Here is a 15,375-nt window from a genome sequence, read left to right as displayed (position 1 = left end):
AGGAGAGGCAGCAGCACACAGGAGAGGAGCGACGCGATGCCTGCAGGATCGAACAAGAAGAGGGAACGACAGTACGAGCATGTGAAGGAGAGCGCCGAGCAGCGGGGCGAGTCCACGCGCCGGGCGAAGGAGATCGCGGCCCGCACGGTGAACAAGGAGCGCGCCCGCGCCGGCGAGTCGAAAACCGCGAGCAAGACCTCCACGCGTGACCCGAAGTCCGCCTCCCAGCGCGGCGGGCAGCGCTCACACAGCGGCGCCGAGGGCCCCACGAAGGACCAGCTCTACGCCGAGGCGAAGAAGCGCAACATCCACGGCCGCTCCTCCATGGACAAGCGGCAGTTGCAGAAGGCCCTCGGCCGCTGATCACGAGGCCCGGCCCGCAGGGACGCCGTCGCCGGCGCAGGGTGGAAGGCATGGCACAGAGCGCACTCATCGTCATCGACATGATCAACACGTACGACCACGACGACGCCGCCCTGCTGATCCCCTCGGTGGAGGAGTCCCTGCCCGCCGTGACCAGGCTGCTGCACCGCGCGCGCGAACTCGACGTCCCCGTCATCTACGTCAACGACAACTTCGGGCAGTGGCGGTCCCATCACGGCGAGATCCTGGAGACGGCCCTGAAGGGACCGCACGCCGACCTCGTCCGGCCCGTCGCACCCGACGACGCCTCGCTCTTCGTCGTCAAGGCACGGCACTCCGCCTTCTACGAGACCCCGCTCGGCTATCTGCTGACCCAGCAGGGTGCCGACCACGTCGTACTGTGCGGGCAGGTCACCGAGCAGTGTGTGCTGTACTCGGCGCTCGCCGCCCACATCCGGCATCTGAGGGTGACGGTGGCCCGCGACGCCGTGGCCCATATCCACCCGGACCTGGCCGAGGCCGCCCTGCGGATGATGGAACGCAACATGGGGGCACGTATCTCCGCCGCGGAGGACGTCCGGTTCTGACCCGCGACGCCTCGTAGATGCCCTACCGGAGCCCCCTGCGCCGTATCACCGCTCCCACACCCATCGCCACCGCTCCCGACACGCCGGCCAGCACGAGCCCGGTGTGTCGCGCGAGTGCCGCCTGGGCCGATCGGGAGTGGGACCTCTCGTCGAAGGTGCCGTGTGCCCCGTAGTCGTGTTCCGGGGCTTCGTCCGCCGGGTGCCAGAGGTTGGTCTCGCGGGTGCCGGGTTCGCCGGCGTCGGTCTGCTGCGAGGCGTAGCCGGTGCGGGCGAGGTAGCGGTCCAGCAGGGCGGGTGCCAGTTTGTTGGCGAGGACGGTCGCGGCGGTGGACGCGCCCACGTAGTACTGCTTGCGGTGCGGATGGTCCGCCGCGTTGGCCACGGCCCGGGCGGCCACCTCCGGCTGGTAGATGGGCGGTACGGGCTGGGGGTGCTTCGGCAGCCGGGACAACACCCAGGAGAACTGCGGGGTGTTGACCGCCGGCATCTGCACCACGGTCACGTGCACGTGACTGTGCCGGTGCATGAGTTCCGTGCGCACGCTCGACGTGAAGCCGTTGACGGCGTGCTTGGCACCGCAGTAGGCGGACTGCAAGGGGATGGCCCGGTCGCCGAGAGCCGATCCGACCTGCACGATCACACCGTCGTCCCGCGGGATCATGCGCCGGAGCGCGGCCCGGGTGCCGTTCACGAAGCCCAGGTAGCTGACCTCGGTGACCCGCTTGTACTCGTCCGGCTCGATCTCCATGAACGGCGCGAACACCGACGTGAAGGCGTTGTTGACCCAGACGTCGATCGGCCCGAAGGCCTCCTCGGCGGCCACGGCCGCGGCCTCGGCCTGTGCGGGGTCGGCCATGTCGGTGGGCACCGCGAGGGCGCGACCGCCCCTTTCCTCCACGTCGGCTACGGCTGCGTCGAGGCCCGCCTTGCCCCGTGCGAGAAGAACGACATTGGCGCCCCGCTCGGCGAAGAGCCGTGCGGTGGCCCGGCCGATGCCGGCGCTGGCGCCGGTGATGACAACGGTCTGCTGATTCATGCTCGTCCTGTTCGTCTCGGAGGTCGTGAGGGGAAGCCTGGACTTCGGACGGGTGGGTCATGGGCGAGGGTGGCCGCGGTTTCGAGGAGGAGGGCGTGGACGAAGGCCTGCGGCAGGTTGCCGCGCAGCTGCCGCTGGCCGCTGTCGTACTCCTCGGCGTACAGACCCGCTGCCCCGCACGCGTGCCGGTTGCGTTCGAACCAGCGACAGGCCTCCACCTCGCGTCCCTGGTGGTGTTCGGCCAGTGCCGTCACGAAGCCGCAGAGCAGGAAGGCGCCTTCCGCCTCTTCCAGTGGCCGTTCGTCGTGCCGGAAGCGGTAGGCGTAGTGGTCGCGGGTGAGGTTCTCGGTGTAGGCGCGGAGGGTGGCGCGGGTGCGCGGGTCGTCGGCCGGGAGCAGTCCGCGTACCGGGGGCAGCAGCAGGGCCGCGTCCAACCCCGTGTCGTCCGGGGCGCGTTGCCAGTGTCCGCCGGGGTGCGTCGCGTGCGCCGTGGTGTGCGCGAGGATGATGTCGGCCAGCCCGTTCCACTCGCTCTCGCGGGCCGCGTCCGGTGCCACGTCGGCGATCCGCCGCAGTCCCGCGGCGCAGATCAGACGGCTGTGTGTCCAGGCCCGGTCGTCCAACTCCCAGATGCCCGCGTCCGGTTCGCTCCAGCGGGCCGCGATGGCGGCCACGGCGATCTCGGCGGCCCGCAGGCCCTCCCGGTCGAGCCGGTCGTGGCGCGCGGCGGCGGCGAACAGCAGCAGCGCCTCACCGAACACGTCGAGTTGGAACTGACGGTTGACGTGATTCCCGATCCGGTCGAAGCCGCCGGGGTATCCCGGCAGTTCGAGCGTGCGCTGATCGGGAACGGGTCCGCCGTCGACCATGTACGCAGGCCGCAACTTCGGCCCGTCCTCGTGCAGACGAGCACCGACGAAGCGAACTGCCTCGTCCAGCAAGGGGTGTTGACCGGCCGCGGCCATCGCCTCGCCCGCATAGCACTGGTCGCGGATCCACGCGTAGCGATAGTCGTAGTTGCGCCCTTCTTCGGAACGTTCCGGGAGGCTGGTCGTCGCCGCGGCGACCATGCCTCCGTCGGCACTCGTCATGCCCCGCAGTACGGCGTACGCCTGCCGTGCGTCACGGGCGGCGACGGTGTTGTCCAGGGCGGGCACGGCGTCGGACCAGGCGTGTTCGGTCCGAGCCCACAGGTCGGACGGCCTGGGGAGGGCGTCGTCCGGCAACCGAAGCGCGCCGAGTTCGAGGACCAGGTCGTGCTGTTGTCCCTCGCCCAACGCCAGGTCGAGGGTGAACTGCCTCCCCGTGGAGCCGACTTCGGAGAGTGAGGCGTCGCCGCCACCGGTCCAGCGCAGATACAGGTCGCCCACCCGTGCGGTCCACACACCACCGTCGTCGCGTCGCGCCTCACGCAGGGGCTGCGTGCCGTACCCGGCCAGCGGGTGCAGGACCACCCGGACCCGGGCCGGTCCCTCCGTCGCCCGCACGCGGCGCAGCAGGACGAGCCGACCCGGCTCCCCCGGAAAGGCCAGCGCCTCCCGGCACTCCACGATCCCGTCTTCCGTGATCCACCGGCTGCGCCAGATCAGGGAGCCCTCTTCGTAGTGTCCGCCGGGCACGAAGCGGCCCCTCGGTGTGACGGCGTAGAGACCGGCTCCGCCGATCAGGGTGGAGAACACCGCGTCGCTGTGCCAGCGGGGTGCGCACAGCCAGCAGATCTCCCCGCGCGGGCCGACCAGTGCCCCGCGTTCGCCGTCGGCGAGGAAGGCGTAGTCGTGCAGCGCCTGCGGCGGATACGCGTCGTGCTCGACGGATTCCCGTGTGTTCGGCGTCTTCGGCGTGTTCATCGTGGCTCCGTCCCTGTCCCGGCCTATCCGGTCCGGTACTTCTCCGCCTGTTCGGCGCGGAGGGTCAGGCCGTGGCCGGGTGCGCCGTCGGCACCGGGACGGATGCTGCCGCCGTGGGGGTCGAGGGTGCCGTCGAAGAAGAGGTCCTCGATGCGCGTGTGGTCGTAGAACCACTCCAGATGGCGCAGGTTGGGGATCGCGGCAGCCGCGTGCGCGTGGACGTGCGGGGCGCAGTGGCCGGAGAGTTCCAGTCCGGCCGCTTCCGCGAGGGCCGCCGCGCGCAGCCAGACGGTGATTCCGCCGCAGCGTGTGGCGTCGGCCTGGAGGCAGTCCACGGCTCCGGCGCCGAGCATGTGGCCGAAGTAGGCGAGCGTGTAGCCGTACTCCCCGGCGGTCACCTCGGGCGCGACGGCCGCTCGGATCTCTGCCAGCCCGGCCAGGTCATCGCTGGAGACGGGCTCTTCGAACCATGTCACACCGTGCTCGTCGAGGTGCCGGGCCATCCGGACCGCCTGTTTGCGGGTGTAGCCGCCGTTGGCGTCGACATAGAGTTCCGGCGCGTCGCCGATGCTCCGGCGGGCCCGCGCGATCCGCTCCCGGTCCCGCCGCTCGGCCCGGCCCCAGGACTCCCCGATCTTGATCTTCACCCGGGGGATGTCCAACTCCTCGGTCCAGAGGCGCAGTTGACGGTCCAGCCGGTGCTCGTCGTACGTCGTGAAGCCGCCGCTGCCGTAGACCGGCACGTCGGTGCGGCTCGCGCCGAGCAGTCGGGTCAGGGGCAGGTCGAGGAGGCGTGCCTTGAGGTCCCACAGGGCGATGTCGACGGCCGATACGGCACCGGCGATCAGGCCGGGTCGTCCGGCGTTGCGGACCGCCCGGTTCATCGCCTCGTTGGCGGCGGGTACGTCCCAGGCGCTCAAGCCCGTTACTACGTCGGCGAGTTGCCGCTCGACGACCTGGGCGGTCGCCGCCGCGCCGTAGGTGTACCCGAGCCCTGTGACGCCGCCCCCGCTGACCTGGACCGCGACCATGGTGGTCGAGTCCCAGGTCAGCGTGCCGTCGCCCTCCGGGGCGTCGGTGGGGACGGTGTAGACGGCGGTCTCGACCCGGTCCACGAGCGGCTCGTCACCGCCGCCGGCGGTGTGCGAGGCCATCACTCCTCCGGCTTGTCCTGGCGCTGTTTGCCGCCGGGGAGCATGTCCTGCACCTTCGCCTTCAGGCCCTGCCGGATCATGCCGACCCGGTCGCTGTCACCCTTGATGACCGCTGAGGCGGCGGCCTCGATCTGGTCGAGACTCGCGTACGGCGGGATCGGCGGTACGGCCGGGTCGGTCCGGAACTCGACGACGAACGGCCGGTCGGCACCGAGCGCCCGCTGCCAGGCCTCCTCCACCTCCCCCGGCTTCTCCACCCGCACTCCGCCGAGGCCGATCGAGCGGGCGAAGTCGGCGTACGGCACGTCGGGCAGGGCTTGCGAGGGCAGGAACTGCGGGGCGCCGGCCATGGCGCGCATCTCCCACGTCACCTGGTTCAGGTCCTGGTTGTTGAGGACCGCGACGATCAGCCGGGGGTCCTCCCACTCGGGCCAGTACTTGGCGGCGGTGATGAGTTCGGCCATGCCGTTCATCTGCATGGCACCGTCACCGACGATCGCCAGCGCCGGGCGGTCGGGGTGGGCGAACTTGGCGCCGATGACGTACGGCACCCCGGGCCCCATGGTGGCGAGCGTGCCGGACAGGGAACCCCGCATGGTGCCGCGCATCCGCAGGTGCCGCGCGTACCAGTTGGCGGCGGAACCGGAGTCGGCGGCAAGGATCACATCGTCGGGCAGCAGGGCGTCCAGGCTGTGGACGACGTACTCGGGGTTGATCGGGTCCGCGTCCACGGCTGCCCGCCGCTGCATGACCTCCCACCAGCGAGAGGTGTTCATCTCGATCTTCCTGCGCCACGAGCCGTGCTTCTTCCGCTTCAGCTGCGGCAGCAGGGCCCGAAGGGTCTCCTTCGCGTCTCCGACGAGGTTGACCTCGAAGGGGTAGCGCAGCCCGATCATGAACGGGTCGATGTCGATCTGCACGGCCCGGGTCTGCCCGAACTCCGGCAGGAACTGCGTGTACGGGAAGCTGGAGCCGATGACGAGCAGCGTGTCGCAGTCCCGCATCATCTCGTAGGAGGGGCGGGTGCCGAGCAGGCCGATCGATCCGGTGACGTACGGCAGATCGTCCGGCAGCGCGTCCTTGCCGAGCAAGGCCTTGGCCACCCCGGCGCTGAGCACCTCGGCGATCTCCTCCACCTCGGCCCGGGCACCGCGCGCACCCTGCCCGATGAGGATCGCGACCTTCTCACCCTCGTCCAACACCTCGACGGCGCGCGCGAGTTCCGCCGTCGGCGGGACCGGCGCGGAGTGCGTCAGGCCGAGGCTGGAGGGCACCATCTTGAAGGCGTGGCTGGGCTCCGAGTAGTCGAGTTCCTGTACGTCCGCAGGGATGACGATCGCGGTCACCGTCCGCTTGGCGTACGCGGTGCGCATCGCGCGGTCGATGACGTTGGGCAGTTGCTCGGGGACGGTCACCATCTCGCAGAACTCGGAGGCCACGTCCTTGTAGAGGCTCAGCAGATCGACCTCCTGCTGGTAACTGCCTCCCATGGCACTGCGGTTGGTCTGCCCGACGATCGCGACGACGGGCACGTGGTCGAGCTTGGCGTCGTAGAGCCCGTTCAGGAGATGGATGGCGCCGGGCCCCGAAGTCGCCGCGCAGACACCGACCTTGCCGGAGAACTTGGCATAGCCGACGGCCTCGAACGCGGACATCTCCTCGTGCCGTGACTGCACGAACTTCGGCTTGTTGTCGGAGCGGCCCCAGGCCGCGAGGAGGCCGTTGATGCCGTCGCCCGCGTAGGCGAAGACATGGTCGACGTCCCATTCGCGGAGCCGCTGGAGAACGTAGTCGGACACCTTGATGGACACGGGAGTTCCTCTCATCTCATCGCGCTGATTGCCTGTTACGGAGCCGCCGGGTCCCGACGGTCGCCGCTGCCCCGAGCACAGCGGCGACCACTCCCCCGGCCAGCAGGCGGCCGTCCCGGGCGGAGCCCTCGGGCCGGTCGGCGAGCTTCTCGGGGTGGTCGGCGGGCAGGTGTTGTCCGTCCATCGCGAGCGCCAGGGCCTCGGCCAGGTGCAGGGCGCGTCGGCCGGTGCCGCCCTGTTCGATCTGCGTGCGGCAGCTGAAGCCGTCCGCGAGGACCAGCGCGCCGGGGGCGGTCTCCCGTACGGCGGGCAGCACCCCTTGCTCGGCCACGGTCATGGACAGGTCGTAATGGCCTTGTTCGAAGCCGAAGTTGCCGGCCAGGCCGCAGCAACCGGCGTCCAGGACACGGGCGTCGATCCCGGCGCGCCGCATCAGTTCGCGGTCGGCGTCGTCCTTGGTGACCGCGTGCTGGTGGCAGTGGGTCTGTACGGTCGCCGACCTGGTGAGGGACGGTGGCTGCCAGCCTTCGGGGCTGTGGTTGAGCAGTTGCTCGGCGAAGGTCCGGAACTGTCCTGCCAGGCGCCGCACGTCCTGGTCGTCCGGCATCAGCTCGGGGGCGTCGGCGCGGAAGACGGCCGTACAGGAGGGTTCCAGGCCGATGACGGGTGTGCCGGTCTCCAGCCAGGGTCGCAGCACATCGAGCGTATGGGTCAACACCCGCTTGGCCGTGGCGAGTTGGCCGGTGGAGATCCAGGTGAGGCCGCAGCACACGGACCGGGTCGGGACGGCGACCTTGAATCCGGCGTCCTCCAGGACCCGGACCGCGGACTTCGCGACGCCCGGGTGGAAGTAGGTGCTGAACGTGTCCGGCCACAGCAGGACGGTGCTCGGGTCGGCCGGGTCGGGGTCGGGAGTCCCGCGCGTCTGCCACCACTGGACGAAGGACTCCTCGGCGAAGACCGGCGCGTCGCGCTCGACCGCCACCCCTGCGAGGCGCTTGCCGAGACCGGCGATCCCCGGCGCACCGAGTGCGGCATTGACCAGTCGGGGCGCCGGCCGGGACAACCGCGCCCACACCGGCAGCCAGCCCATGGAGTAGTGCGCGGCAGGCCGCAGTCGTCCCTCGTAGTGGTGGGAGAGGAACTCGGCCTTGTAGGTGGCCATGTCGACGCCGACCGGGCAGTCGGACTTGCAGCCCTTGCAGGCGAGGCAGAGGTCCAGGGCGTCACGGACCTCGGTGGAGCGCCAGCCGTCGGTGATGGCGGAGTCCGCGTGCCCGTCGAGCATCTCGAACAGCAGCCGCGCCCGCCCGCGCGTGGAGTGTTCCTCCTCGCCCGTCGCCCGGTAGGAGGGGCACATCACGCCGCCTTCGTGCGTACGGCAGTTGCCGATGCCGACGCAGCGCAGTACCGCCCGGTCGAAGGAGTGGTCGTCGTCCGGGTAGCTGAAGTGCGTGTCATGGCTGTTGGGGCGCCACAGGGGTCCCAGGCGCAGGTTCTCGTCGACGCGGTACGGGTCGACGACCTTGCCGGGGTTCATCCGGTTGTCCGGGTCGAACAGGGCTTTCACCTGCCGGAAGGCGGCGACCACGTTCTCCCCGTACATCCGGGGCAGCAGTTCGCCGCGCGCCTGCCCGTCACCGTGCTCGCCGGAGAGCGAACCGCCGTAGGAGGCCACCAGGTCCGCGGCCCGGAAGAGGAACTCCCGGAAGTGCGCGACGCCTTCGGCGGTGGTGAGTTCGAAGGGGATGCGGGTGTGTACGCAGCCCTGGCCGAAGTGCCCGTACAGGGAAGGGTGGTCGTAGCCGAAGTCGGCGAACAGCTTCTTCAGGTCGCGCAGATAGTCGCCGAGGACCTCGGGCGCCACGGCCGAGTCCTCCCAGCCCTCCCAGGTCTCCCGGCCGTCGGGCGGGCGTGCGGTGACGCCGAGGCCGGCCTCGCGCGCCTTGAGCATCTTGTGTTCGCGCGCCGGGTCGTCGGAGAAGGCCACTGTCGGATCGTCCTCGCCGCGTCCGAGCGCACGGATCAACTCCCGTCCCTGCTCGTCGACTTGGTCCTGACTGTCCCCGGTGAACTGGACCAGGAGCCAGCTCTCGCCCTCCGGAAGCTCGTCCAGCGAGTCGAGATAGGCGCCCTCTTCACGCATCAACTGGGCCATCCGCCCGTCCAGGGCCTCCAGTTGGGTCGGACTGCTGTGCTTCAGCAGTCGTGGCACGTCGTCGGCGGCCGCGCAGATGTCGTCGTAGCCGAGGACGAGGAGGGCTTCGTACGGCGGGACCGGTACCAGGTCGAGTTCGGCGCGCAGCACGGTGACCAGGGTGCCCTCGCTGCCGACGAGCGCGCGGGCCACGTCGAAGCCGTTCTCGGGCAGCAGCGAGTCCAGGTTGTATCCGGAGACGCGGCGCGGGATACGGGGGAATCCGCGCCGTACGTCCGCCATGGTGCGGTCGATGATCTGCCGCAGCCCCTGGTGGATCTCGGCGACTCGTCCGCCCGCGGCGATGATCGCCTCGTACTCGGCGTCGGAGGTGGGGCCGACCCAGCAGCGGGTTCCGTCGTAGGTCAGGATCTCCAGGCGCCGGACGTTGTCCACGGTCTTGCCGTAGGCCTGGGCGGAGCCGCCGCACGAGTTGTTGCCGATCATGCCACCGAGCGAGCAGTGGCTGTGGGTGGACGGCTTGGGGCCGAACTGGAGCTGGTGGTCGGAGAGTTGGCGGTTGAGTTCGTCCAGCACGATGCCCGGTTCGACGACGCAGGTGCGCCGGTCGGCGTCGACCGACGGCAGTCTGTCGCAGTACTTCGTCCAGTCGATGACGACAGCGGTGTTGGTGCACTGGCCGCCCAGGCTCGTGCCGCCGCCCCTGGACAGCACCGGCGCCCCGAACTCGGCGCACACCGCCACCGCGTCCGCGCCGGCGTCGATCGTGTGCGGGACCACGACGCCGATCGGCACCTGCCGGTAGTTCGAGCCGTCCGTGGCGTAGGCGCCCCGACTGCCGGCGTCGAATCGCACCTCGGCGTCCACACGGTCGCGGAGCGCCTGCTCCAGGGCACGCGTGTCCAGCGCCGCCTCCGGTCCACGTACCTCGACCACCGTCGACTCCCCTCTGCGAGCGCCCCGGCACGGGGTGCCGCTCCGATGCGTTGGACGGGTTCCCGGTGATCGGGGCGGCTAACGTCCGGCGGGGGTGGACCGGTGCCGGTGCTCGGTCACCGGAAGGCCTTCCGGGCCTTGGCGAACTCGGTGAGGAGTGCTCCGCAGAACGCCTTCAGGTCGTCGGGCCTGCGGCTGGTGACCAGCGTGTTGGGGCCGTGGTCGCAGATGTGTACCTGTTCGTCGACCCAGGTCCCGCCCGCGTTGCGGATGTCCGTGCGCAGACTCGGCCACGAGGTCAGCGTGCGGCCCGAGACCACGTCCGCCTCGACCAGCATCCACGGAGCGTGGCAGATCGCGGCGACCGGACGGCCCAGGTCGAAGAAGTCCCGTACGAACGACACGGCACCTTCGTCGGTGCGCAGCAGGTCGGGGTTGGCGACCCCGCCGGGGAGGACGAGGCCGTCGAACGTCCCGGCCGACGCCTCTCGGGCCACCAGCTGCACCGGGAACACGTCCGCCTTGTCCAGATGGTTGAACGCCTGGATCTGTCCTGGTTCCGTCGACACGAGGGCGGTCTCGTGGCCCTGGTCGGTGACCGCCTGCCACGGCTCGGTCAGTTCGATCTGCTCGACGCCTTCGGGCGCCATCAGGAATGCGATGCGCATGATGCTCCCTCTCCTTCTCCTTGTGCGGCTTGCCAGGTGGTTTCGTCCTGGGCCGGCTTTCCCGGTGTCCGGGCCGCCCTGCGGCAGCGCAGCAACTCCTCTCCGTACGGCAGGAGCACGCACGCGCCGATGCCTGCGGCGATGCCCGCGAGACAGCCGCGCGACAGCGGTCGTCGGCGCGGCACGAACCGCCAGGCGCCCGGGTCCGAACGCCCGCCGTTCAGAAGGGACTTGACCTGGTCGCTGTGCAGGCACATCAGGGAGGTGAGGGCGGCGAAGGGCAGGGATTCGAGGAAGCTGTGGATGTGCTGCTCGATCGGCTTGACCTCCCGTTCGCTGCGCACCGCGGTCCGTACGTCCCACAGGGCGGTCGCCTCGTGGACCGCGGCGCCCCCCAACTGCACCGCGAGGAGCAGGGGGTTGACCTCGTAGCGCAGGGTCAGCGCGATGGGGATGCCGACCTCGGTCATCATCAGCGCGTGGATCAGGGACTCCTTCGTCCCGGAGGTGTCCTCGATCCGGGTCCGCCGGTGCACCACCCAGTCGGCCAGCCCCGGCACGAACCAGCCGGAGGATCTGTTCGGCCGGTTCGGTGAAGGTGTGGAGCGAGGTCACACGGTTCTCCTCGGCGTCGGAACGTTCGGGTCGGGGGCCGGACGGGCGGTGGTGTCCGGCCCTTCGGATCTTCAGAGCTCCCGCCCAGATCCTCAGGGCTCCCGCGTACCCGCCGGCCGGGTGCCCACACGGAGGTTTGTCCCCTCGCTCCGAGGACACCCGCATGTCGCCCCGCGCATCTTTCCGGAGAAGGGCATGCCATGGCCGTACTCGCTGTGCTCATCCCGCCCCTGATGCTCGGCCTGGTGCTCGCGTTGGGCAGATACGAGGAGCTGCTGCTGCCGGAGCAGGACACCGGCCGCCGGCCAGGTCATCGCGCGCCGCCGCCTGACGGAGGAACAGCGATGCTTGGATGACGTAACGCAAACAACCGATCACACAGGGCGAGTTGGATCGACGGAGGTGCCAGGTGAACCGGCGTACGACGCTCCTCGGCGTGGCCGAGGTCCTGGCGTGGTGGGCGGTCCTCGCCCTGCTGTGGCTGGTGTTCATCAGCGCGGTGGACACCCTGGAACTCGTCGTGGGGGCGTCCGCCGCGCTGGTCGGCGCGTTCGCCGCGTGGGGTGCGCGGCGCGCGGTGAGCGGGTGGTGAACGGCTGGACGGTCGCCGCGACGGCCGCGCTCGCGGCGGGGGTCGGGGCCGCGGTCTGGGGCGTCGCCACGGGCCCGTTGCGACGCCGGGTGGTGGCGCAGAACCTGTCCACCTCGCTGGCCTGCCCCGCGCTGCTGCTCCTGTCCGAGGGCTACGACCGGCCGTCGTACGTCGATCTCGCCCTGCTGCTGGCCCTGCTGGGCCCGGTCGGCACCCTCGTCTTCGCGCGACTGCTCGCGGAGGACCTGGCCGAGGATCCGCCGCGCGCATGGGGGCTCACGTACGCGATCGCCGCGTTCGGTGCCGCCGTCGTGATCGCCGTGTGCGTGGCCACGGGCCCCAGCCGGGCGCTGGTCAAACTCCTGGTCGTCGGCGCCCTGTTGATCGGCGGGAACCTCACCGCCTCCCGCGCCCTGTCCGGCGGATTTGCGGAGGGCCGGCGTGGATGATCCGCTGATCGTCGTGGCGCTGCTGCTGGTCGCCGCGACCGCGACCACCGCCGTCGCCACCCGCGATCCCTCGCGGCAGGCGCTCGTCCTGGCCGTCCTCGGCACGGTCCTGGCCGTCCTGTTCACCGTGCTCCAGGCCCCCGACGTGGCGCTCTCCCAACTGGCCGTGGGCTCCGCCCTCACTCCCCTGCTGATCATGCTGTCCGTGCGCAAGGTCCGACGGCCGCAGCGGAAGAAGGAGACGGAACGATGACCCGGCGGACGCGGCTGATCGTCGCGGCCCTCGGCGCCACCGGCCTCGCGGCCCTCCTCGTCGCCGCCTGCCTCGACCTCCCGGGCTTCGGCAGGGACCAGCACCCCTACGGGAACCGGGCCGTACGTGCCTCCCTCGCCCGGCACACCGCGAACACGATCGCGTCCGTCAACTTCGACCAGCGCGCCTTCGACACCCTCGGCGAGATGAGCATCCTCTTCGCGTCCGTCCTCGGCACCGTCGTCCTGCTGCGCCAGACCCGCGACGAACACCGCGCCGCACCCGAACCCGAGCAGGTCGCCCTCCCCGTACGCCGGTACGCCCTCCTCGTCCTCCCCGTCGCCGTCGTCACCGGCCTGTACGTGATCGCCCACGGCCAGCTCAGCCCGGGCGGCGGCTTCCAGGGCGGTGTCGTCGTGGCGACCGCGCTCCATCTGCTCTACCTGGGCGCCGACTACCGCGCCCTGGAACGCATCCGCCCGGTCGGCTCGTACGAGATCGCCGACGCCCTCGCGGCCTCCGCCTACCTCGTCCTGGGCCTCGCCGGACTGGTCGCCGGCACCGCGTTCCTCGCCAACTTCCTTCCCTACGGCACCTTCAACACCCTTTCCTCGGGCGGCACGGTCCCCCTCCTGAACGCGGCCATCGGCATGGAGGTCGCCTGCGCGGTCGTCGTCCTGCTCGCCCGTTTCCTGGACCAGGCCGTGGAGATCGAGAAGGGCGGCGGGAAGTGATGTCGGTGCTGCCGTACCTCGTCGCCGCCTGGGTGTTCCTCGTCGGCTGCTACGGACTGGTCACCAGCCGGAACCTCATCCACGCGGTGGGCTGCCTGGCCGTCTGCCAGTCGGCCACCTATGTCCTGCTGCTGGCCGTGGGCTACCGCGACGGCGGCACCGCGCCCGTCTTCTCCGATCTGAAGCCCGGCTCCCGACCCGTCGTCGACCCGGTGGTCCAGGCCCTCGCCCTCACCGACGTGGTCGTGGGCGCCACGGTGACGGCCGTACTGCTCGCCCTCGTCCTGCAGATCTCCAAACTCCACGGCACGGTCGACCCGGACGAACTCTCGGAGCTGCGCGGCTGATGCACCACCTGCTTCCGGTCCTCGTCGCCGTCCCCCTGCTCGGAGCCGCCCTCCTCGTCGCCGCCGGACGCCACCTCTCCCGCGCCGCCGCCGAGATGGTCGGCTGCGTCTTCGCCACGGGCACAGCAGCACTCGCGATCGTGCTCCTCCTCAACTCCTCACCGCCCCTGACCGAATGGGTCTGCGGCTGGACCCCCAAGGGCGGCGAGAGCGTCGGGATCGTCCTCGTCGGGGACGGCCCCGGGCTCGGCATAGCAGCGCTCGCCTCGCTGCTGACGGTGGCGGCACTGGCGTACTCCTGGCGCTACTTCGACGAACCGCCCCGCCGCCACGCGGGCTCCTTCCCCGCCCTGATGCTCCTCTTCCAGGGCGGCATGTGCGGCTTCGCCATCGCGGGGGACCTGTTCGACGCCTTCGTGTTCTTCGAGCTGATGGGCGTCGTCGCGTACGCCCTGACCGGCCACCGCGTCGAGGAACCGAAGGCCGTACAGGGCGCGTTGTCCTTCGGCGTCCTCAACTCCCTCGGCGCGTATGCCATGTTGATGGGCATCGGCCTGCTGTACGCGCGCACCGGCGAACTCGCCATGACGAAGATCGGTGAGGGTCTCGACCGGCACGGCGGCCCCGACGCCCTCACCCTGGCGGCCTTCGCACTGGTCCTGACCGGCCTGCTGGTGAAGGCGGCGGCCGTCCCCTTCCACTTCTGGCTGCCGGACGCGCACGCGGTCGCGCCGACACCCGTGTGCATGCTGCTGTCGGGTGTGATGGTCGAGCTCGGCGCCTACGGCGTGTGGCGGGTCTACCGGACGGTCTTCTCCGGCCCGGGCGGCATCCCGGCCTCCGACCTCGACCGTGCCCTCCTCGTCCTCGGCGTGCTGACCGCCCTGGTCGGCGCGGTCATGTGCTGGTACCAGCGGCACATCAAACGGCTGCTGGCCTACTCCACGGTCGCCCACATGGGCCTCTTCCTCATCGGCATCGGCTCCCTCAGCCCCGAAGCCGACGACGGAGTCGCCCTGTACATCCTGGGCCACGCCGGTGTGAAGGCCGCCCTGTTCGCCTGCACCGGCGTCCTCCTCGACCGCTACGGCTCGGTGGACGAACACGCCCTGCACGGACGCGCCCGCGAACTGCGCGGAGTCGCCGTCCTGTACGTCGTCGGCGCGTTGAGCCTCGCCGGCCTGCCGCCCTTCGGCACCGGCCTCGGGAAAGCGGTGCTGGAGGAGGCGGTCGGCGGCCCGCTGACCGTGCTGTTCGTCGCCGTGTCGGCGGTGACCGCGGGCGCGGTGCTCCGGGTCGCGGCGCGGGTGTTCTTCGGCCTCGGCCCCCGGCCCGGCGACGAGTCGTCGTACGAGACCACCGGCGTCGACGAGGAGCCGGAGACCCGGCAGCGGCTGAGCCGGGTGCCGGACACCATGACCGCGGTCCCCGCCGTGCTGCTCGTCGCGTCCCTCGCCGTGGGCGCGGTGCCCGGCTTCGCCACCGCGGTCGGGCACGCGGTGTCCGGCCGCGCGGCCCCCTCCCCGCACTGGACCCCGGCCGGGTCGCTCCTCGGTCTCACTTCCACACTGCTGGCCCTCGGCCTCGCCGCGCTCGCCGTGAGGCGCCCGGAACCGCTCGGCGCCAAGCCGTGGACGGTTCCGCTACGACGCCTGCAGTCCGGCCACATCGGCGACTACGTGGCATGGATGCTGTTGGGCACGACGCTGCTGGCGGCGCTGGCTCTGCCGGGCGTCCTCAACGGCTGAGCCGACGGGAGAGGCGGTACGGGAGCCGGCGCAGGGCCGAACCGGGCCGGGACGCCCCTTGTGCCACCGAGTGCCTG

General features: G+C 70.9%; 16 protein-coding genes. 9 read left to right on the top strand and 7 right to left on the bottom strand.

Going from position 1 to position 15,375, the window contains the following annotated elements; translation table 11 throughout:
* The first annotated feature begins 36 nt into the window (after window positions 1–36).
* Both OH768_RS37090 and OH768_RS37085 read left to right on the top strand, forming a co-directional pair.
* A complete protein-coding gene (locus tag OH768_RS37090; RefSeq protein WP_406460370.1) occupies window positions 37–363 on the top strand; it encodes a plasmid stabilization protein in 327 nt (108 codons plus the stop codon).
* 50 nt (window positions 364–413) lie between these two features.
* Complete coding sequence (locus OH768_RS37085) at window positions 414–950, top strand: cysteine hydrolase family protein (protein WP_406460369.1); 537 nt, start codon at window positions 414–416, stop codon at window positions 948–950.
* A 22-nt stretch (window positions 951–972) separates the two neighbouring features.
* Here OH768_RS37085 and OH768_RS37080 read toward each other — a convergent pair whose 3' ends face one another.
* The 7 genes from OH768_RS37080 to OH768_RS37050 form a co-directional block, all read right to left on the bottom strand.
* The gene (locus OH768_RS37080; protein WP_406460367.1) at window positions 973–1,986 is read right to left on the bottom strand and encodes an SDR family oxidoreductase; all 1,014 of its coding nucleotides are present in this window, start codon (window positions 1,984–1,986) and stop codon (window positions 973–975) included.
* Window positions 1,983–3,833, bottom strand: a complete 1,851-nt coding sequence (locus tag OH768_RS37075; RefSeq protein ID WP_406460366.1) for a glycoside hydrolase family 15 protein — start codon at window positions 3,831–3,833, stop codon at window positions 1,983–1,985. The genes OH768_RS37080 and OH768_RS37075 overlap by 4 nt, the downstream gene beginning before the upstream one ends.
* A 23-nt stretch (window positions 3,834–3,856) precedes the next feature.
* Window positions 3,857–4,987: an enolase C-terminal domain-like protein gene (locus OH768_RS37070; RefSeq protein ID WP_406460365.1), complete on the bottom strand. Its 1,131-nt coding sequence runs from the start codon at window positions 4,985–4,987 to the stop codon at window positions 3,857–3,859.
* Entirely contained in the window at window positions 4,987–6,813 is a 1,827-nt protein-coding gene (locus tag OH768_RS37065; RefSeq protein WP_406460363.1) for a thiamine pyrophosphate-requiring protein, read from the bottom strand. Before OH768_RS37065 ends, OH768_RS37070 begins: the two co-directional genes overlap by 1 nt.
* A 1-nt stretch (window position 6,814) precedes the next feature.
* Window positions 6,815–9,892, bottom strand: a complete 3,078-nt coding sequence (locus OH768_RS37060; RefSeq protein ID WP_406460361.1) for an FAD-binding and (Fe-S)-binding domain-containing protein — start codon at window positions 9,890–9,892, stop codon at window positions 6,815–6,817.
* A gap of 116 nt (window positions 9,893–10,008) precedes the next feature.
* Window positions 10,009–10,560 (bottom strand): type 1 glutamine amidotransferase domain-containing protein, encoded by a 552-nt coding sequence (locus OH768_RS37055; RefSeq protein ID WP_406460360.1) that lies wholly within the window; start codon window positions 10,558–10,560, stop codon window positions 10,009–10,011.
* Complete coding sequence (locus OH768_RS37050; RefSeq protein ID WP_406460358.1) at window positions 10,542–11,120, bottom strand: diguanylate cyclase; 579 nt, start codon at window positions 11,118–11,120, stop codon at window positions 10,542–10,544. The genes OH768_RS37055 and OH768_RS37050 overlap by 19 nt, the downstream gene beginning before the upstream one ends.
* A 255-nt stretch (window positions 11,121–11,375) precedes the next feature.
* Between OH768_RS37050 and OH768_RS37045 the strand changes: the two genes are divergently transcribed.
* Genes OH768_RS37045 through OH768_RS37015 form a run of 7 tightly spaced genes read left to right on the top strand, consistent with a single transcriptional unit; the run spans window position 11,376 to window position 15,298 of the window.
* On the top strand, window positions 11,376–11,531 hold the full coding sequence (locus OH768_RS37045) for a hypothetical protein (RefSeq protein ID WP_406460356.1): 156 nt from the start codon (window positions 11,376–11,378) through the stop codon (window positions 11,529–11,531).
* A 53-nt stretch (window positions 11,532–11,584) separates the two neighbouring features.
* Window positions 11,585–11,767 carry a hypothetical protein gene (locus tag OH768_RS37040; RefSeq protein WP_406460354.1) on the top strand — a complete coding sequence of 61 codons (183 nt, stop codon included), beginning with the start codon at window positions 11,585–11,587 and terminating at the stop codon, window positions 11,765–11,767.
* Complete coding sequence (locus OH768_RS37035; protein WP_406460352.1) at window positions 11,764–12,216, top strand: MrpF/PhaF family protein; 453 nt, start codon at window positions 11,764–11,766, stop codon at window positions 12,214–12,216. The genes OH768_RS37040 and OH768_RS37035 overlap by 4 nt, the downstream gene beginning before the upstream one ends.
* Window positions 12,209–12,469: a Na(+)/H(+) antiporter subunit B gene (locus OH768_RS37030; RefSeq protein WP_406460350.1), complete on the top strand. Its 261-nt coding sequence runs from the start codon at window positions 12,209–12,211 to the stop codon at window positions 12,467–12,469. The genes OH768_RS37035 and OH768_RS37030 overlap by 8 nt, the downstream gene beginning before the upstream one ends.
* A complete protein-coding gene (locus OH768_RS37025; RefSeq protein ID WP_406460348.1) occupies window positions 12,466–13,203 on the top strand; it encodes an MnhB domain-containing protein in 738 nt (245 codons plus the stop codon). Before OH768_RS37030 ends, OH768_RS37025 begins: the two co-directional genes overlap by 4 nt.
* Window positions 13,203–13,550, top strand: a complete 348-nt coding sequence (locus tag OH768_RS37020; protein ID WP_401321384.1) for a sodium:proton antiporter — start codon at window positions 13,203–13,205, stop codon at window positions 13,548–13,550. Before OH768_RS37025 ends, OH768_RS37020 begins: the two co-directional genes overlap by 1 nt.
* Window positions 13,550–15,298, top strand: coding sequence for a complex I subunit 5 family protein (locus OH768_RS37015; protein ID WP_406460346.1), 1,749 nt, complete (start codon window positions 13,550–13,552; stop codon window positions 15,296–15,298). The genes OH768_RS37020 and OH768_RS37015 overlap by 1 nt, the downstream gene beginning before the upstream one ends.
* The last annotated feature ends 77 nt before the right edge of the window (window positions 15,299–15,375 follow it).

It is taken from the genome of Streptomyces sp. NBC_01622, from assembly GCF_045209635.1.
In the GTDB taxonomy this organism is placed as follows: Bacteria; Actinomycetota; Actinomycetes; order Streptomycetales; family Streptomycetaceae; genus Streptomyces.
This window is presented reverse-complemented; position numbering and strand designations above follow the sequence as displayed.